At 44.9% G+C, this 19,759-nt stretch carries 17 protein-coding genes, 1 rRNA gene, 1 pseudogene and 1 riboswitch; of the genes and pseudogenes, 2 read left to right on the plus strand and 17 right to left on the minus strand.

Annotation, left to right across the window (positions count from 1 at the left end; translation table 11 throughout):
• Positions 1-100 (minus strand): 16S ribosomal RNA (locus TX85_RS13915); the annotation flags it as partial.
• A 482-nt stretch (positions 101-582) separates the two neighbouring features.
• On the opposite strand from TX85_RS13915, the gene TX85_RS13920 reads away from it, so the two are divergent.
• Both TX85_RS13920 and TX85_RS13925 read left to right on the plus strand, forming a co-directional pair.
• On the plus strand, positions 583-1,143 hold the full coding sequence (locus TX85_RS13920) for a sigma-70 family RNA polymerase sigma factor (RefSeq protein WP_044480106.1): 561 nt from the start codon (positions 583-585) through the stop codon (positions 1,141-1,143).
• Positions 1,144-1,145: 2 nt separating this feature from the next.
• Complete coding sequence (locus TX85_RS13925; protein WP_044480107.1) at positions 1,146-1,892, plus strand: DUF3600 domain-containing protein; 747 nt, start codon at positions 1,146-1,148, stop codon at positions 1,890-1,892.
• Between the two features lie 92 nt (positions 1,893-1,984).
• Here TX85_RS13925 and TX85_RS13930 read toward each other — a convergent pair whose 3' ends face one another.
• From TX85_RS13930 to TX85_RS14005, 16 genes and pseudogenes are all read right to left on the minus strand, one after another.
• Positions 1,985-2,530: a carboxymuconolactone decarboxylase family protein gene (locus TX85_RS13930; protein WP_049894963.1), complete on the minus strand. Its 546-nt coding sequence runs from the start codon at positions 2,528-2,530 to the stop codon at positions 1,985-1,987.
• A 19-nt stretch (positions 2,531-2,549) separates the two neighbouring features.
• Entirely contained in the window at positions 2,550-3,332 is a 783-nt protein-coding gene (locus TX85_RS26295; RefSeq protein ID WP_049894964.1) for an ABC transporter ATP-binding protein, read from the minus strand.
• Positions 3,333-3,385: 53 nt separating this feature from the next.
• The gene (locus TX85_RS26300; RefSeq protein WP_044480108.1) at positions 3,386-4,219 is read right to left on the minus strand and encodes an ATP-binding cassette domain-containing protein; all 834 of its coding nucleotides are present in this window, start codon (positions 4,217-4,219) and stop codon (positions 3,386-3,388) included.
• Entirely contained in the window at positions 4,216-5,253 is a 1,038-nt protein-coding gene (locus TX85_RS13945) for an ornithine cyclodeaminase family protein (RefSeq protein ID WP_044480109.1), read from the minus strand. Before TX85_RS13945 ends, TX85_RS26300 begins: the two co-directional genes overlap by 4 nt.
• A 12-nt stretch (positions 5,254-5,265) precedes the next feature.
• Complete coding sequence (locus TX85_RS13950) at positions 5,266-6,102, minus strand: ABC transporter permease (RefSeq protein WP_044480110.1); 837 nt, start codon at positions 6,100-6,102, stop codon at positions 5,266-5,268.
• Between the two features lie 19 nt (positions 6,103-6,121).
• On the minus strand, positions 6,122-7,039 hold the full coding sequence (locus tag TX85_RS13955; protein WP_049894965.1) for an ABC transporter permease: 918 nt from the start codon (positions 7,037-7,039) through the stop codon (positions 6,122-6,124).
• A 51-nt stretch (positions 7,040-7,090) separates the two neighbouring features.
• Positions 7,091-8,626 carry an ABC transporter substrate-binding protein gene (locus TX85_RS13960; protein WP_044480788.1) on the minus strand — a complete coding sequence of 512 codons (1,536 nt, stop codon included), beginning with the start codon at positions 8,624-8,626 and terminating at the stop codon, positions 7,091-7,093.
• Between the two features lie 5 nt (positions 8,627-8,631).
• Positions 8,632-9,633 (minus strand): M14 family metallopeptidase, encoded by a 1,002-nt coding sequence (locus tag TX85_RS13965; RefSeq protein WP_044480112.1) that lies wholly within the window; start codon positions 9,631-9,633, stop codon positions 8,632-8,634.
• Between the two features lie 209 nt (positions 9,634-9,842).
• Positions 9,843-11,246 (minus strand): NCS2 family permease, encoded by a 1,404-nt coding sequence (locus tag TX85_RS13970; RefSeq protein ID WP_044480113.1) that lies wholly within the window; start codon positions 11,244-11,246, stop codon positions 9,843-9,845.
• Positions 11,247-11,389: 143 nt separating this feature from the next.
• A riboswitch (purine riboswitch) is annotated at positions 11,390-11,490 on the minus strand.
• 255 nt (positions 11,491-11,745) lie between these two features.
• Entirely contained in the window at positions 11,746-12,381 is a 636-nt protein-coding gene (locus TX85_RS13975; RefSeq protein ID WP_044480114.1) for a nitroreductase family protein, read from the minus strand.
• 20 nt (positions 12,382-12,401) lie between these two features.
• Positions 12,402-12,827 (minus strand): MarR family winged helix-turn-helix transcriptional regulator, encoded by a 426-nt coding sequence (locus TX85_RS13980; RefSeq protein ID WP_044480115.1) that lies wholly within the window; start codon positions 12,825-12,827, stop codon positions 12,402-12,404.
• A gap of 322 nt (positions 12,828-13,149) precedes the next feature.
• Positions 13,150-14,600, minus strand: a pseudogene (locus TX85_RS13985) (IS1182 family transposase).
• A gap of 165 nt (positions 14,601-14,765) precedes the next feature.
• Complete coding sequence (locus tag TX85_RS13990; RefSeq protein ID WP_044480116.1) at positions 14,766-15,071, minus strand: type II toxin-antitoxin system RelE/ParE family toxin; 306 nt, start codon at positions 15,069-15,071, stop codon at positions 14,766-14,768.
• Positions 15,064-15,348 (minus strand): type II toxin-antitoxin system Phd/YefM family antitoxin, encoded by a 285-nt coding sequence (locus tag TX85_RS13995; protein ID WP_044480117.1) that lies wholly within the window; start codon positions 15,346-15,348, stop codon positions 15,064-15,066. The genes TX85_RS13990 and TX85_RS13995 overlap by 8 nt, the downstream gene beginning before the upstream one ends.
• 100 nt (positions 15,349-15,448) lie before the next feature.
• Positions 15,449-18,547 (minus strand): type I restriction endonuclease subunit R, encoded by a 3,099-nt coding sequence (locus TX85_RS14000; protein WP_044480118.1) that lies wholly within the window; start codon positions 18,545-18,547, stop codon positions 15,449-15,451.
• 11 nt (positions 18,548-18,558) lie between these two features.
• Positions 18,559-19,758: an AAA family ATPase gene (locus tag TX85_RS14005; RefSeq protein WP_044480119.1), complete on the minus strand. Its 1,200-nt coding sequence runs from the start codon at positions 19,756-19,758 to the stop codon at positions 18,559-18,561.
• Between the last annotated feature and the right edge of the window lies 1 nt (position 19,759).

Consider the following 19,759-nt stretch of genomic DNA (forward strand, 5'->3'; position numbering starts at 1 on the left):
AACTTTCAGGAGTGCAAGCACTCCATCAAGTCCGCTCGACTTGCATGTATTAGGCACGCCGCCAGCGTTCGTCCTGAGCCAGGATCAAACTCTCCAATAAAGTGTTTGACTTGCTCATTTCAAAACTGACGAGAAAATTAATTCTCTTAAAGATGGAATCTCAAACGACACAGGGTCGATTGCAACTCATCTATTTAATACTCACTCGTTGTTCAGTTTTCAAAGATCAACTTCGGTTCATATTTCGTTACCACCTCATCAGCGGCAACTTTTATAATATAGCATCCTTATCAAATAAATGCAAGGGTATTTCGAAAATAAATATTTACGATACATCATACGATATCTTTAAATGAGTAGCGCGTAGCAACCGTTCAGAATACTCGCCGTTATTCACTCTACTTTCGCAGCTTGATTTTGATAGTCCAATTGGCTAGCCTCAGCGCCAAGCAGATAAAATTGAGTAATCCGCGTTCAGCTAGAGGATACTCTGTGACAGCTAAAAAAAATCGAACGATATTCTTAAAACTTGCGAATATAGAATATAGCATGTAAGGCCACAGGGGGAGGCGGAAATGATTCATGAACAAGATTAAGCAATTAATTGAGCAGACACAGGCCGGTAGCATGGAGGCTTATGGTGAACTTTACGAAATAACCGTTGAGGATGTGTACAAAACGGTTCGATTGCTTATGGGCAATGCATCAGAGACGGACGATATCGTACAAGATACCTACCTCCAAGCACATCGCTCTTTAGACAAATACAATCCTACTCGTCCTTTTCATGCCTGGCTTATGGGAATCGCAATGAAGCAGGTTCAGACATGCCGCAGAAAAAAATGGAAATATTGGAGGCTGATCGAGCGAGCACAGACTTTAAAAGCAATACAAGCAGACTTCTCCATTGAGCTGACAGACAAAATGTCCCATCAGCCCTTGATTCATAAAGTAGACCGGCTTCCTTTCAAATTGAGACAAGTGATTATTTTGCATTATTTCAACCAATATTCTCAGGAAGAAATTTCCGTACTGCTCAACCTTCCACTCGGAACCGTGAAATCCCGCATTCATGCTGGACTAACAAAGCTCAGAAAAAAACATCTGCTGTTCAATTCAACGTTACGAAAGGTGGAGGATTAATCATGAACCTGGAGGAAAAAGTGCAGGCAGTCTTGCATGAGCATACGAAGGATTGGACAGCTCCGCAGCATATTCGTCCTCACTTGCTGCAAAAGCTTGCGACAGAGCCGAGGGGATACAGAATGAAGAAGTGGGGAATGATCGCAATCATTACGGCTCTATTAGCGATTCCTACAGGAGTCTATGCAGGCTATAGCTATTTGGCCGATTACATTTACGGCTCTCAAGACAATATGCTCAAGCTCGGGGGTACCCAGCAGCAATATGAGGCCTTAGAAGAAAAACTGCTTCACAGCAAACAGTATTTCAGTGAGGCTGAATTCTCATCTTTTATGGATATTTTAAAAGAGCTGGGACAGTTCTATCTGACCTATGCCGACGAAAATGGAATCGTCCATCCAGAGCAATGGAATGAGCAGGATCAGGCGCGTTATAAAGCCTTGGCTGCTGAAGTGGAGCCTCTCCTAAAGCGGCTTGACGAGTTAGAGAAGCAAGCTTCAGCCTCTTCGATGGATGATGTCCTCTTTTGGGAAGAAGCGCTGAAAGTAGCCGAGGCACAATTGAGTCAGGACGAATTCCGGGAGTTTAACGAATTGTACCAAGCCATGTGGACTTACAAGTCGCTCGTTACAGATGCAGATCAAAGCCTGCACTGGGATCGAATTTCTAAGGAGGAACAAGCCGAGGTCAAGCTTAAAACACAAAAATTAATGCGCTATCTGGAGCGATTGGGATATAAGGTGGAATGACCTGCTGTCAACTGCTCCTGAGCTATAAAACAGCACCCCCATCTATCCTGAATGGAGGTGCTGTGCTCATTCCAAGTCATAAAACTGTAATGTTACTCATGGCTCGGCAGGACCTTTTTATCAAATTCCACGGCATACAGATATTCATCCAGATCCACCTTCAGGGCTGAATTAAATGTATTGGATGCGATCATTTTGCAGCCTACGGTCGTGATCAGTACGATTTCTTCATTATTGAAGTGCTTCTTCAAGCCTTCGTACACCTCATCAGGAATATGGTTCGGGTCGTTCACGAGTCCTCTTCCGTAAGCAATCAGAATATTTTCAACCTCTGTAAACTCAAATTCGTCAAAGGCGATATTCAAATCCTTCAGCAGCTTGGCGTGATAGGTCGAGCAGACAAGGCAGTCATTTTCAGTGGAAATGGCGTAGCAGTAAAAATATACGGCCCGGCTGCCGATGATCTTCTCCAACTCGTCCCGCACCGGATAGAATTCCATTGCACGGAAAGACGGCATTGAATATAGAAGCGTCTTTACCATATTTGTAACTCTCTTATTCTCTTCCAGCCGCTTCGTGACAAACTCTCTGGCTTCTTGCGGCATTTCCTCCAGATTAGGCAACGGTACGATACTCACTTTGCATTCCTCCTGTTGTTTAATATTCGAAGTAAGGCAGCTCGATCTTGGGGATCGACTGAATCAAGGTTTGGGTATAGGGATGCTCAGGTGAATGGAACACTTGCGCTGTAGCGCCCGTCTCCACGACCTCCCCCTGCTTCATGACAAGCACACGATTGGAGATCGTATAGATAACTTCAAGGCCATGTGCGATAAAAATATAGGAAAACCCGCGGCTCCGCTGCAATTCCTGCAACAGCTCCAGAATTTGAGACTGAATCGTCATATCCAGCGCAGAGGTAGGCTCGTCACACACCATAATTGAAGGCTCTGCAGCTAACGCCCGCGCAATTCCGATCCGTTGACATTGCCCCCCGGACAGTTCTTTCGGATACCTGTCACGATAGGATTGCGGAATCCCGACATCATCCAACAGTTCATTGATGCGTGAATTCAGAGCTTCTCCGCGCAGATTGAAATACAGCTTGAGCGGTTCTGCCAGGATATCCTTGATTTTAAGACGCGGATTTAGCGAGGACACAGGATCCTGGAAAATATACTGGATATTCCGTTTCATATCCTTGCTCCGGCGACTCTCCATGGCCTGCCCGTTCAGCACGAGCGAACCGGAGGTTGCGGGCAGCATCCCGGCTACCATCTTGGCGACGGTTGTCTTGCCGCTTCCCGACTCCCCGACGATGCCCAGCGTCTCCCCTTGGGCCAGGGTGAATGATACATCTTTAACGGCGCTGAAATCCGGTCCGCCCTTTCTCTTATAGATCTTATTTAAATGTGATACTTCCAATAAGGTCTGCTCCATGCTGTCTCCCCCCCCTTTCCGTGTCCATTTTCATCTCAGGTATTCACCGGAAGCTAAGGCTTAGCCCCAGGGGTCTGCTCCTGATAATAAATACGAGGCATGCTGTTCAGCAACTGCTTGGTATAGGCATGGCTTGGTCGGGTAAAGATGTCATCCCGAGTGCCGGCTTCAACCAGCTCGCCTTGTCTCAGTACGAGCACGCGATCCGCCATTTCGTACACTACGCCAAGGTCATGGGTAATGAACATGATGGTCATATCGTACTGCTGCTTCAGCTGGCGGATCAGCTTCAGAATATTGGATTGTACGGTTACATCCAATGCCGTGGTCGGTTCATCTGCAATCAAAAGACGCGGACGGGTAGAGAGCGCCATCGCAATCATCACCCGTTGTCTCATTCCGCCAGAGAGCTGGAAGGGGTACTGCTTCACGACCTCGTCCGCATGCCGGATATCCACTTGCTCCAGCAACTGCTGGGCCTGCTCCAGAGCCTGCCGCTTGCTCACCTTCTCCTTTGAATGTAGCCGAATCAGATCCACCATCTGCGTTCCTATTGTATATACAGGATTCAAGGCGCTCAAAGCGTCCTGGAATACCATGGCTATCTGATCGCCGCGAATTCGCTCCATTTCCTGTTCATGAAGAGCCAGCAAATTCCGTCCGTTGAACCAAATTTCTCCCTCGGGATAGCTGGCTGTCTCGGTTGGAAGCAGCTGCATGATCGCTTTAGCTGTCACACTTTTACCGCTGCCCGACTCCCCGACCAGACAGACGGTCTCCCCTTGGTAAATATCGAAGGACAAGCCGGAGAATATCGGCGTTGTCACTTGGTTTTTGGTAAATGCGACGCTCAAATTCTGTATTTTAAGCAACTTCTCCTTGCTCATATTGACGTCACCTCTTCCCCATACAAGTCAAACCGGGACAGATGAGCCTCTCCCGATTGCTGAAGCCGCCGCAGCGCCTCGGCAGCCAGGGCCAGGTCGAAGATCGGCAGTCCAAAGCCGTTGAACATCAGTTTTTGCTGTTTATTCTGCTTGATCGGGCTCATCGCAACTGCGCGCTCCCCCTTATCCTGCGGAAGCAATGTTTCCAGCAGCGTCACCTTTTCCTCGATCGAAGCATCCGTCCGGGCCAGCCGGAACAGCGATTGGCTGCTCGTCTTCACTCCTGCCCGAAAATCATCGCACACGATGTGATCGAAGGATTGAATGGCTGCAGCCTCAATATCATTCATGCCAATGTGTACATAGAAATGGCCGGGACAAAAATGCTCCGCCTTCAGATACGGCTCGGCAGCAGAGGTTACCCCCATGACGATTTGCGCAAAATCCAATCGGTCGGGCAGCGTTGGATGTAGTATCCCTGCAATGCTGCGCTGCTTCAATTGCTCGGCAAACCGCTCGTGGATGGCTTGAGCATGCTCCTGATGTCGGCTCCAGAAATGGACCTCCCTCAATTGAGGAAGAAACGGAAGCAGGCCCGCCAATTGATGTGCAGCCTGAAACCCAGAGCCGCAGATCAAGACAGACCGAACCTCAGCGTCTGCCAGATACTTAAGCGCCGTCGAGGATACCCCCGCCGTTCGCAGGCCGCTGATCAATTGCCCTTCCACCAAAGCCGTAGGCACCCCCGACTGCATATCATTAAGGACAATGACCGGATTGGTATATGAACCCTGTCTGGATGCCTTCGGGACATGGGTTGTCCACTTGATCCCCGCTACCTGTTCACCGGCTAAGTAGCCAGGCAAGGAATAAAAGGCTCCCGACTCCAACTGCCGGGGGATCATGGACACTTCCTGCGCGCATGCTGCCCGGGCCGCTCTTTTTTCAATAAAAGTACGTTCCACCAATTCCTGTGCCACCGACGCATCGGCGATTCCGCTTGCCCTCACCTGCGCTCTTGTAACAAGATACATGCCGCATCCTCCTTATCCTTCCGACTTCTCCCGCAGCCAGTCACTAAACAAATTAATAGTTAAAATCACAAAGGCAATGACCAGACCGGGAATCGTAGACAGCCACCAGGCCGAGCCAATGTAGCTCTTCCCGTCGTTGATCATGCCGCCCCAGGTCGGTGTCGACACATCCACGCCCAAACCGAGGAAGCTGAGCGATGCAGCCAACAGGATCATCCGCGACATTTGCAGCGAGGCCTGCGTCAGAATGGTAAACCACGTATTCGGCAAAATATGCCGCCACATAATCACGATGCTGGGAACTCCCATCGCTTTGGCCGCTTCAACAAACTCCATCTCCTTCAAGGAGAGCACCTGGCTTCGAACTACACGGGCAAAGGTGACCCATCCCGTAATGGATAATACGATTACGATGTTCGTAAGCCCTGAACCCAGCACCGCCACCATAACGATCGCCAGCAGCATACTCGGAATCGAGAGCTGGATATCTGCCAGCCGCATCATGACCGCATCCACTTTGCCTCCGAAATATCCGGCAATAATACCGATCGCACTACCCGTGATTCCGGCGAACAGCACCGATACAATACTCATCCACAGGGAAAGCTGTCCTCCATACAGCAAGCGGCTTAACACATCTCTCCCCAACTGGTCTGTTCCCAGCAGGCTGATCCCGGAATGAGAGGTGTAGTGACTTAATGGTGAAATCAGAATATCCTGCAAGGACTGCTGATACGGGTCATAAGGAGAGAACCAGGGGGCAAATATGGTCACGATGAAAATGATGCCCAGCAGCCCGCTGCTAATGATCCCCTTCCAATTCCCGCGCAGTACGAGTCTCTTCTTCATGAGTCATTCCTCTCTTTACTTATTGCACTTTAATTCTTGGATCAATCCAGAGATAAATCATATCCGTTATAAAGCTAATCAAAATGTACAAGATGCTGATGACCAAAATACTTGCCTGAACAAGCGGAAAGTCCCGATTGCTGACCGCCTGCATGATCAATTGTCCGACACCAGGCCAGGAGAAGATCGTCTCCGTCACTACCGCTCCGGCAATCATCACTCCGAATTCAAGACTGATCACGGTAACTACCGGCAGCAGCGCATTTTTCAACCCGCGCTTCAGCACCATCCGGCGTTTGGAGAAGCCTTGCGCCTTGTTCGTAACCATGTAGCTTTGCTGGAGCACATCCATCAAGGAGGAGCGCATCGTTCGGGCGATCGGAGCGATCGGATAAGCGGCCAGAGTCAGTGCGGGCAGCACCAGCGAGATCAGGCCATTATTCCCCGAGGTAGGAAAGAGATGCAACTGATTCGCAAAAATCATAATAAACACAATCCCTACCCAAAAAACAGGCAGAGATTGTGTGATAAATATCCATATATTGATTAGGTAATCAATAAAGGTGTTCTTTTTATATGCAGAAATTACACCGGCCGTCATGCCAACCACAACTGCAATGATAATGGCGGATACAGCCAAATCCATCGTTGCCGGCATCCGCTCCAGCACAAGCTGAAGCGCCGATTCCTTGAAATACAGCGAATTCCCGAAGTTCCCGGTCACCATATCCTTTAGATAATCAAAATACTGCACGAGCAAAGGGCGATTGAACCCCAGGCTTTCCCTTAGAGCAGCAACCTGATCCTCGCTGGCCTCCGGAGGCAGCATCAGACGGGCAGGATCACCGGATAAACGGATAATGAAAAATACGACCGTCGCCGCGCCCAGTATGGCAAGAAGGGATTGCAGAAACCGCTTGACTATATATTGTTTCAATCCATACACACTCCCATCCCGCAGTCAGGCTGTTAATCGGGCATGCCGCCCTTATTGACTATCGGCTGCCTTGATGGTGACAACCGGAATCGAACCATCGATACGCCCTTCCCAGTTCAGCTTGTTCGATACACCATAGTACTGGTTCTCTTGATAAAGGAAAATTCTTGGCGCGTCTTCAAGCACAATTTCTTCAATTTCCTTGTACAGTGTTTTGCGGCGTTCTTCATCCGTAGTCCCTCTGGCTTCCTCCAGCTTGGCATCCACTTCAGGATTGTTGTAGGTGGAGTATGACTCACTCGAATGCAGAATGGCATAGATGGCCGCATCGGCATCCAGCGTATTCGTGCTGCTCCAGCCAAGAACATACATACTGTTTTGTTCGCCAGATGGAACCAGGGTACGGTACACCGAGCTTTCCACATTGTTAACGGTAATGTTGACGCCAATGGCTTTTAACTGCTCGGCAATAACCTGAGCCACGTCCGTGTTCTTGATGTACCAGTTTACCGTATCAAGCGTTGCAGAGAATCCGTCGGGATATCCTGCTTCGGCCAGAAGCTGCTTGGCTTTCTCAGGATCATAACCATAAGTATCGAACTCGCCTGCATAGCCAAAGTCCTTCGGTCCGATCAGGCTTTCGGTTTGTACAGCGGCACCGCGCAGCACATTATCTACGATAGATTGAGTATCGATCGCATAGTTCAAGGCTTGTCTTACCTTCTGATTATTAAATGGCTCCACATCGGTCTTGAATCCGACATACACGGTGTTCCCTGCTCTTTCTACTGAAGAAAGCTTCGCACTGGAGGAGCCTTCAATCTTCTCGCGGTCTTCTGGAGATACGGCGGTGATCAGGTCAACTTCACCATTCAGCAGGGCGCTCACTCTTGTGGAGGCTTCCGGGATCGAACGGAAGGTAACCTTCTTCACTTCCGGCTCTCCGTTCCAATAGTCCGCATTTGCTTCCAGGACTACACTGCTGCCTTTATTCCATTCTACGAATTTGTAGGGACCGGTGCCGATCGGCTTCTGGGCAAATTGCTCCTGACCCACCTCTTCAACATACTTAGGAGGCACGATCTCGGTCGGATAACGGTTGAAACGAGTAGGCACCAATGGATCCGGGTTCTTCGTGATCACATGCACGGTGTGCTCATCCACAACTTGCACTTCCTGAATGGTAGAAATGTATCCTGAAGTCGGCGCATTATTGTCCGGATTCAACACCCGGTCAATCGAGTATTTTACCGCTTCAGCATTGAATGGCTCTCCATTTGTGAACTGCACATTTTCACGCAGCTTGAATTCCCATGTGTTCTCATCCACTTGGCTCCAGCTGGTTGCCAATCCGGGCACCAGTTGTTCATTTTCATCGCGCTTCACCAAGGTATCAAAAATATTGTCAACGACCTGGGCATTTTCCGTCAGGAAGCCCGGGTCCAGTCCGTTTACGTCAAAGGCTCTGGCAATCGTAATCTCCAGAGATCCGTCTTGTGCGGCCTCCTTTGGGGTTGTTCCGGTAGAGCATCCCGCCGCAACAATCGTCAAAATAAGCAGTAAAGCTAACAATCTGGTTCTCTTCATCTCCGTCATTCCTTCCAGGTGTAATTTTTCTCTATTTTTCCTAACATGACTGCGTATTCGCCTTTTTTCAGAGAAGCCGCAGTATGAATGGATAATACCAATGCCCGATCAAGCGGGTTTGCAATCACCTTGCGCTGAAATTCAGGGTAGCTTACCAGTTCCAGCAAAAGCTCCCCCTTATCCAGGATGCGGCCGGCAGAAGCGCGCTCAAGCTGCAAGCCGTCGACCTCGAACCGAAGCTCGGTGATTTCTCTCACAAAATATGGGGTTGCTTCAGAAGGATGATCCGCGGGGGCCATCGGAAGCATCGACGCTCGCCCCAGCATTGCCAGCACAGATTTCACATGCTGTGCCACGGCCTCTTCCTCCCAGCTTAAGCCGCCGCCGCTTTCCAGAAGCACGGCTGGAATCCCGTGACGGCATACCTCATTGATGAACATGCCTTTACTTTGCTCGCTGCATTCATAGATTGCCGTCAATTCCACATCCCGAAGCAACTGCATCGCCCGCTCGAAGGCTTCGGGACGATTGCTTGCAACCATCGCGAACGGACAAACCTCCAAATAATGGCCGCCGCCATGCAAATCAATAAAGTAATCCGCCTGGCTCAAAATATGTCCCAGGAGCCACCGTCCATAGCGATAAGAGTAACTATCCTGTGAAGGATTCCCAAAAATCCGGTTCATATTAACCCCATCCGCCGGATTTCCGTTCGCCTTGGCCAAGAAAGCCTCGGGATTCGCTACAGGACACATGACAATTGTGCCGCTGAGCAGCCCGGTATCCACCTTCTCCAACAAATGCATACATGCCAGGATCCCGTCGTATTCATCGCCATGAAGTGCGGCCTGCAGCCACACGGTCGGACCTTCCTTCAAGCCTTGCAGACGTAAGAAAGTGACTTCCCGATCCTCAAACCGCTCATGGATCACAGCAATCGAATCGAGGGATTGGCCGGCTTGCGCCTCAGCCAAGGTCCTGAAATGCAGATTGATTTCCTTGAACATAGCCCCGCCTTCTTTAATTCATAATCTGAGATTTCTGTGGTGCAATATCCTATCATTTAAGTAGGAATTAATATTTATTATTAAACTTTGAAGTAATCTTGTCAACAAATTTCTACAAAAAACGATAAAAAACGACGCATCCATATTATGCTGGATGCGTCGTAAAATAATTAGGCTGTAAATTATTCTATTAAAGTAAAGCTAACCTATTAATGTCCGCCAACGAAGACATAGCGGAGAATAACCAGTACGAAGAGGACCCACATTAACCAGTGAACCTCATATTTCGAGTTTTTGCCGCCGCGAAGATTAGCTACTGTGGCAAGAATTACATAGAAGATAATCCCCATCGAAATCCCGTTCGCAATATTATAGGAGAACGGCATCATTACGATCGTCAGAAATGCCGGAATGGCTACGACCATGTCCTGGAAGTCAATTTCCTTGATGGATTGAATCATCAATACCCCTACAATAATCAAAGCAGCAGCGGTAGCAGACCCTGGAATCAAGGCCGCAATCGGTGCCAGGAACAGCGCCAGCAAGAAGCACACGCCTGTCGTTACGGCTGTCAAGCCTGTACGTCCGCCTTCTGCAACCCCGGCCGCACTTTCAACATAAGCGGTAGTTGTGGAAGTCCCCAACATCGCGCCGCCGGTAACTGCAACCGCATCAACCAGCATCGCTTTACCTACACGTTTTTTACCTTCTACTGGATCCTTCATAATCCCTGCACGGTTAGCCGTTCCGACGAGCGTACCGAAGGTATCAAACAATTCAACAAAGGTAAAGGTGGCAACCACCGAAATAATACCTGTATGCAATACGCCGTCCCAGTCAAAGGACATAAAATTAATTTGTGAGAAGTCCGGAATCCATTTCGCCTCACTAGCCGATACCGAGTTGAAGTCAACCGCGCCCATCAGCATGGCAACGACAGTCGTTCCCAGAATCCCGAACAAAATAGCGCCGCGCACATTCAGCACCATCAAAATACCGATCAGGACGAGGCCAATCAAAGTCAATTGTACGGTGGTATCCTGGAAGCTTCCCAAGGAAATTACCGTCTCATACGAGAGCATGCTTGTAAATGTATGTGCAGGAATATCTTGTCCTGCTTCCACGCCGATGGACATCAATCCGCTGTTCTTCAGCCCGATAATCGTGATGAACAAGCCGATACCAACGGTAATTGCATGTTTCAAGGAATCCGGAATCGCATCCAGAAGCATCTGACGAACCTTCGTCAACGTCAACAGGATAAAGATCAGACCTGAAATAAATACGGCCGTCAAGCCCATTTCCCATGTAAAGGGTTTATCAGTAGCCGCCGAGGAAAGTACAACAGAAGCAAAATAAGCGTTCAGACCCATACCTGGTGCAAGTGCTACCGGGAAGTTAATGAAGAGACCCATAGCGATCGTAAAGATAGCAGCCGAGAGTGCTGTAGCCAGGAAAACAGAATACCAGCCCATTTCAATCTGACCAAAAGCCGTAAGCGTGTTAGGGTTGACTGTGAGAATGTAAGCCATTGCCATGAACGTAGTGATACCGGCCATAACTTCTGTACGAACGTTCGTACCATTCTGTTTCAGCTTGAAAAAACGATCCATGATTCCAATACTCCTCCTTCATTTCGAATCGGAACGACAAAAAGCCCGAGGCCAAATTCTATCCCCGGGTACCGTGTCAGCCAGAAGAAGTGAATCGGGAATAACTTCAAGAATCGGTATACGCAATTCCTGATATCGCCCTGTTCAGCACTTCTTCTTCTCGTAGCCAGATCATTTACGGTGACCTCGTAGAGACTTCCGGGCCCATTCCCGGAATTATACGAAAAGCATATTAAGTTATTTGTCGAAATTTCCGATCAAGTCTGTCGTTCAGACTTATCACATGATTCATTCTAGGCCCTTTGGAGCAGATTTGTCAACGGCAAAAACGAATGTTTTATTGGAATAATCATTACAATGTTCGTAATTTTTTATAAATCATTGAATGGAAGTGTTTATTCTATTTCACAGGTCAGGAGGATAACAAAAAGCGAACATCCCTTGGTTCAAGGATATCCGCTGCTTGGTCGTTGAATCTCAACTTGCGTTAGGAGGCTGATTATTTGAAATCCGTTACTACTTCTGGAGCCAGACGAACGGATGAGTATCCCGCCTCTGCAGCTTTACCTACAGACACGATCATGACCGGGACATAACGTTCGGGGTCCAGACCAAAGGCCGCAGCCAGTCGATCCGCCTCAAAGCCCCCGATTGGATTCGTATCATAGCCGTGCGCGCGGGCAACAAGCATAAATTGCATGGCAGCCAGGCTGGAATCAATTTTTACAATATCGCTCATTTGCTGTCTGGAAAGGCTCTGATAGTAGGGAACAATCGTGGAAAGCTGTTTTTCACGAACCTCCTGCGGCATTTTCCCTTCAGCTACAGCTTGATCGTAAATTTCTTCCGCTTTTTCATAACAGCGCAAATCGCCAAAAATGAGCACCATCGCGGAGGAGGTATCATTTTGTCGAGTATTGAAACGGATTAAGGGTCTCAGCTGAGCCTTAGCCTCATCGGATTCAATTACCACAAAGCGCCACGGCTGCATGTTTACAGAGGATGGAGCCAAGGTTGCTTCCGAGATCATCTCCAGCATTTCCTTACGATCTATTTTGACGTTTTCATCATACAGGCGTACGGACTTTCTTCCAAAAGCAATTTCTTTAAAATCATTGGTTGTAAATTGTGACATGTACGGTTCCTTCTTTCTTTTTACTTAATTTGGTTCAGTCCTTGATCAAACTTTTCAAGCAGCGAAGTCAACTCTACAACCTCTTTATTTGAGAAATTAGCAAGTTCCATCAGGTGATGATGACTGCCTTTAGCTTCACACTCATCAATAGTTGAGATCGCCTTATGGGTCATCTCTACGATTACTTCACGGTTATTCTCCGGGTTACGTTTTCTCGCGACATAGCCCTTTTCCTCAAGAATCTGCAGGTGTCTTGTAATTGCTGCCTGATCAATCTGCAAATGATCCTGCAGAATTCCCTGCAAGCACGGGGACTTGTCATGTAGAATCATCAGCATTTCATAACGGGTTAAGCTGAAGCCCACCTCATCCTCAAACAGCTTACTTACCTTTTGATCCACCATCTTGATCTGATACAATAAATGACTGAATTCCTTTAGTAACATAAAATCACTTCCCGTCATAAAGGGCCTCGGACGATTGACTCATCAACTATTGACTTATCAAGCATATAGCTATAGTAATCTGATTTGCAAGTACCAGATTATACCTGAGGACTACAGAACAATTGTCCCAGGTGTCAGCTGTTTCAAGTAGTTCAGCGTTTCAAGTTAGAAAAAAACAGGCATCTAAAAATAGAGGGCACTGAAGAACTTGTGCTTTTATAAGGACCGGTAAAGAATCCCGATTGAAAAGAAGACATTTACGCCCATATATTGGGGTAGATGTCTTCTTTTTCGATCATTTGGATTGAGGTCCCCATTTATTTTAATCCGCTATCTTCAATATTCGTTTTAGATTTACCGCAAATATAGCCATCGCCCCTTGCAACTGCATGCCAAGCAAACCCGAGGATGTGGCGATATCATACCCGTGTCCATGTTTGAGTTCGCTGTTCTTGGCTTCAATTTTGTAACGTTCCTTCGATTTGGCCTTAAAGAACTCGGTTTCTTGGAAGACCATTTGTTCCGAATGCTCATTGGATTTAATACTTACAGATAGGTTTTGCTCTTGGCTCCCTCTTTGTAGCAGCCTTCCTTGAGCGGGCATCGCTTGCAGAGCTCTATGTTAAAATAGTAAGTGTCCTTCTGGTTTTCTCCGGTGTCTTTCTTGCCTGTTCTGGCCTTACGGATTGCTATATAACCAGCCTTGCATACGTACATACCCGCATCCTTGTTAAACAAAAATTCGTCTTCTTTCTTTCGAGTTCCTTGCGTAATGAGGGGATTAAGCTTAGCTACCAGCTCCATCTCGTTCTTTTTTGCATACATCAGGTTATCTTTCTCTGAGTAAGCAGTATCGCCAATGACGGTTTTGACTTGCATGCCGACCGCTTGGCTTTTCTCGATTAGCGTTTGCAATTGCTTACCGTCGTTCTTCTCGCCTGTAGTGATCACGGCTGCTGTTATGATGCGTTCCTCGGACATGGCCAGATGTGTTTTGTAGCCAAAGAAAGCGGAGTCTGCACTTTTGTGTCCCACGCGCGCATCCGGATCTGCTGCCAGACGAAGCTGCTCGACGTCATCTCCGACCGTTTCCTTCAGCAGGTTAAGTGGCTCCAGCACTTTCGGTACTTGTGCAACCCCCGACTTCGTCTCAACGAAGGCGACGAGCTTCTGGCAATACTCGATCTCGTCCTCGAGCACGTCCTTCGTGTTCTTTGTTGGCATCTTGGCTTTGGCCGTTTCGTCCATGCAGTAAACGGCTTTCCGCAGTTTCCGTGCTTGATCTTGCAGGATCTCCTGCGGCGACTTCTGGTTGTACCGCGCTTTCGTATGTGTAGCATCCACAATGATGGACGTGCTTTTCAAAATTTCTTTCTCAATAGCCAGTTGTACGGTTTTGCCAATGAGCATGTCCAAGAGGCTGATGTCTTTCAACCGCAGTTTACGGAATTTCGTCAGGGAGCTCGGGTCGATTACCGTGTCCTCTGGTGCCATGCCAAGAAAGTATTTGAACGACATGTCATACTTCGAACGCTTGACAATATCTACATCTGACAATTCAAAGATAGCTTTCAGAAGTAAGTATTTAAACATGCGAATAGGATCAATGGCGTTACGTCCATTGTCCAAACAATATTTGGTTTCCAATTCTTCGTAGATAAACGTGAAGTCCACCAGTTCGTTGATTTGACGGAGTATATTATCCTTGGGCACGACAATGTCATACAGTGCTGTATAAGGACTCAGAACCAAAGTTTGTTGTTGACGGATCATTCGCGCTCACCTACTTTTCATATTAACTCCATTATAGGTCAAAAAAAGGTACCGTCTCTTCAATTTCATGAAGGACTGTACCTTTTTCTATGAGATAGACTTTTTCAGTGCCCTCCTAAAATAATAGCACGTTTTTAGTACGCCTGATTTCATGTATATCAGTAATTATCTTAGTTGCTTTGTTATGTCCATTTTAGCATAAATTATACGGTGAATTTCTACAATCTTCTCCTCAACCACATAAAACACAAGATAGCTCTTGACTGGTAAAATCCTGTATATATTCCCCAGTTCCTTGGACGGTAGATATACTTTACCAGAGTAAGGAAACTGTGCAAGTCTGGATATGGATTCATCAAAAGCATCCAGCAAATCCATTGCTGCCTTTGGCGCTTTGAGCGTATCCGTAATATAGTCCGCTATATCCCTTAAATCGTCTAGCGCAACAGACAAGTACCTTAGCTTATGCATTGTCCTCTACCTTGGCAGCAACCCTTGACCTTAGATTAGCAAATACATCCTCATGCGAATGTCGAACGTTCGTTGACTTGGCTTCTAATTCTGCTTCCTTCAGTTTGATATAAATTTCACTTTCAAACTGTTTGCGCTCATACGCCTCAATGCTCATGACAACCATATCCCCATAACCATTCTTGGTCAAGAACACTGGTTCAGCGGTTTCATGTACCACTCTGGAAATGTCAGCAAAGTTATTCCTTAAATCCGAAACGGGTCTAATATGCGGCATACGTCTACCCCCTTATACACTTATCATAATTTTATCATAATTACGCTAAGTAAACAAATGGGCCCAAATATCTTGATGTTTAACTGCTATTTTAGATTCATCAAATTTTTCCGCCTACTCCCTTAAACTTATCTACAAAAGCAGATATTTTCTGAAAAACGCTCTGTTTTTTTGTTAAATATTGAGGATTGAGCGGACTCATTTTAGGAAGAATTTCATTAAGATCTGTTCCATTTTCGCTGGCATATTCTCTTTTTAGTGAAGTTAAAATATATCTCTTTGCAGCCTCTCCATTTAGATTCTCAGCATTAATCAATTCTTCTGCTTCACGTTTTTGCTCAGCTTGAGCAAATGAGAAGAAGGCATCAATAATGCTTGCTTTATCTTGAATATTATCTAAATCAGCTTGGTTGATAAAATCAACTACCAAGCTTTCTTTTGCACGGTTTCCTACACTAGAGCGAATTAAGCGACGAACCTCTTCAACCAGGGATGCTTTATCTTTTGCTTTTTTGTTATGTTCAAAAATAAGTTCAAGAATGTAGTCCAGGTTGATTTCTTGGGATTTTAAAAGATCCACCTCAAAAACAACATCGTCCCAGTCAATTGAAGATTTCCCTTTTTCATTCCCCGTTTTCTCGCGACGAAGCCAATCACGAATATCATTATAGGTGGAACGATAGTCTTGAACCCTTCTGTCTTCTAAAATTTCAATCTCTTGCATAATAGCTATATCTTCATCCGTTACATAATGAGTGGCTTTAAAATCTTCTAGAGCCCTAGAGTCTGTCAGATCCACTGTCTGTAAAGCTTTTAGAGCTGAAAATTCATCATAGTTCTGCAGGATATTTTCAACACGCAAATATTCCCCGAAAACTTTGACAAAGTCTTTCTTATCCCTTTCAGTAACAATCCCATCCACATCAGAAAAACGTTCCTCTAGTTCACTTACTACGTCTACATAACCGCGACGAGCAGCACCTGTTACCACGTCGGTAAAGCCTTCCATATACTCTGTGTAGCTTTTTTCCAGCACTACATTTTTTGTGTTTTTATCCCCAAAAAGAGTAATGGCATTTATGGTTGCTTGTTCCAAATCTCTAAAAGTAATAATATTGCCAAAGGTTTTAGTGGAATCATATATACGATTTGTTCTCGAATAAGCTTGTATTAAACCATGATACCTAAGATTTTTATCAACAAATAGCGTATTTAGTGTAGGAGCGTCAAAACCCGTTAAAAACATACCAACGACAATTAGCAAATCGACCTCTTTATCCTTTACTCGTTTAGCTAGGTCACGATAGTAATTTTGAAACTCTTTACTTTCCACACCATAGTTGGTTTTAAACATCGCATTGTAATCTTTAATGGCTGAATTTAAAAACTCTTTTGCGCTACTATCCATTGCTGAAGGTTCAAAAGATTCATCAAGAATTTCACCTATCGCCGTTTGCTCTTCATTCGCAGCAAAGGAGAATATTGTCGCAATCTTAAGGGGGTTACTGCTCCCCTTTTGTAAATGATTTAATGATTCATAGTAGAGTTTGGCTGCATCAACGCTGCTCACAGCAAACATAGCATTAAATCCTTTTCCACTTGGATTTAGACGGTGGGTCTTTACTTTATAATGATTAAGAATATATTGAGAAATTTCGTTAATGCGATCAGGATGCAGCAATGCTTCTTTATTTTCTGCTGCTGATAGTTTTTTCTCGTCCTGTTCTTGTTCAATCGTTTTGAATTTGGGACGGACATCGTTATAATCTACCTTGAACTTCAAAACCTTCTCATCTCGGATAGCGTCAGTAATGACATAAGCGTGTAACTCTCGGCCAAAAACAGATGCCGTCGTCTCAGCGCCCAGAGCATTATCCCGGAAAATAGGCGTACCTGTAAATCCAAATTGATAGAACTTCTTAAACTTCTTCTTGATGTTTTTTTGCGCTTCACCAAATTGTGAACGGTGAGCTTCATCAAAAATAAATACTACTTGCTTATCGTAGATCGGCAATTCGGTTTCACTTTTTATCAGGTTATTCATTTTTTGTATCGTCGTCACAATAATTCGATTATCATCTTTTTCAATATTGCGCTTTAATCCTGCGGTACTTTCTGAACCATTAACACTGTCAGGAGAAAATCGCTGATATTCCTTCATCGTCTGATAATCCAGGTCTTTCCGATCGACGATAAAAAACACCTTATCGATAAAATCCAGCTCAGTAGCCAAGCGGGCCGCTTTAAAGCTTGTGAGCGTTTTCCCTGAACCTGTTGTATGCCAGATGTATCCGCCACTTTCAATGGTGCTCCATTTTTTCGCTTGGTATGCACTTTTAATCTTCCATAATATTCTTTCTGCCGCAGCAATTTGATAAGGCCGCATCACCAGCATATTGTCACTCGCATCAAATACGGAATATTTCAGCAGTACATTTAACAACGTATCCTTCTGGAAAAATGTAGCTGTGAAATCTTTTAAATCTTTAATCAGGACATTATCCGCTTTGGCCCAATTCATCGTAAAGTCAAAGCTGTTCTTATCCCGCTTCGTTGTATTCGCAAAATAGCGGCTATCGGTACCATTGGATATCACAAAAATTTGCAAATATTTAAAGAGAGAGTTTTCTGCATTGAAGCTCTCTTTGCTGTAGCGATGAACCTGATTGAAAGCCTCACGAATCGCCACTCCACGCTTTTTAAGCTCAACTTGAACGAGCGGCAAGCCATTAACTAGGATGGTAACATCATAGCGATTTGCATGCATTCCTTTTTGCTCGAACTGGGAAATGACTTGTACCTTGTTGTTAGCAATGACCTTCTTGTCCACCAAATAAATATTCTGAATGTGTCCGTCATCAAACACAAAATCAAAGATGTAATCGTTATGAATTTTACGAGTTTTATCAACATGGTTATCACTCGGTTTATCCAAAAACTGCTCACAGAATCTAAGCCATTCATCATCAGAAAATTGCACCTTATTGAGGTCTTGCAGCTGCGCGCGAGCGTTGGCAAGCATTTTCTCTGGCGTGGTTACACTTGTTAAGTGTTCAAAACCTTGACTGACTAAATCTTGAATCAGTTCTCGTTCTAAATTCACTTCGGTCTGATAGCCAACCCCTTGTTCAGCTATCTTGGTATATTTATCTAGTACTATATAGTTGTTTGACTCTGCAATGGGTTTGTACTCGCTCATTCATTTCCCCCCTAAATAAATTTTTTAAACCTATATATTTCATTGATTTGTTTCGTTAGATGTATTAAAACATTCTTGTCATCGTTTGTGAGCTCAACAATTTCTTCACCTGAATGCTTTGAATGACTATTATGATCTAGCATCCTCTTTACATATGCATCTTTCTCTCCATAAACAGGTATCAATAATTCTGTCCAATGAGAATATCCTAAAAAAATAGAGGTTTTTTCCAAAATATTTCGAAGAAAATTAAAATGATACTTATATATCTGATCGGTTTCAATAGCCTTATCAATTTCATTTATTAAGAAAAGGTGATAAGAAAATGGCGACTCATTATTCTGATCATTTAGTTCACAAGTACCGTCTTCTTTTTTGTCTAATCTATAGCATTTAAAGTGTTTTCGATGCTTGTAACCTGTACTTTTATCAGAACTACTAAGTTCATTAACCAACACGTTATAAAAAAGAGGATTATGCGTGGTAATAATGAACTTGAGTTCTGATAGTGCAGATGATTTTATTAATTCAGCTAGATTTACTGCTAATTCAATTAGATGATTATCGTCTAATGAAGTCACTGGATCATCTATAAATACGTACTCCAGTTGATCAAATTGATCTGTTTCTCTATTAGTTGGTTCAGGTTCTTTTAATACTTCAGTAACTTGTTTAATTAGAGAATAAAAAACTGACCAAACAAAGTTACTCTCTTCTCCCTTTGAAATTTTAATGTTATTGGAATGTTCATCATGACCACGCTCATATGAAAAGGTGACTTCTGTAAAGGATCCTACGGTTACATCATTATCATTTTTATCTTTAATCGAATATTCTTCGTTGAAATGGGGCGTCAATTTTTCGTCAGTATAATGTTGAAAGATTGAGATAATATTCCTGTCTTGTCCCTGCTCTTCAAAAATCCATTTTGTAAAAGAATTAGGACGGATTAAAAGTTTTGGTTTAGCATCGTATTCTATGTCGTTATCCCAATAGAACAAATCTTCCGTAAATGCATTGTAATAGAGAATTTTTTTTACGATTACTTCTGATTCCTCTAACTCCGCGTCACCATCTACTTTCGGTACCACTAACGATTTTAATTCACGCGAAAGCCTAGTTTTACCCGTTCCATTAAATGCATAAATTAATTGTACTTTTTTATTATTATCTACTAACTGCTGGGCAATTCCAGTTATACTCTTTCCCATA

The organism is Paenibacillus antibioticophila, assembly GCF_000455265.1.
Taxonomy (GTDB): Bacteria; Bacillota; Bacilli; order Paenibacillales; family Paenibacillaceae; genus Fontibacillus; species Fontibacillus antibioticophila.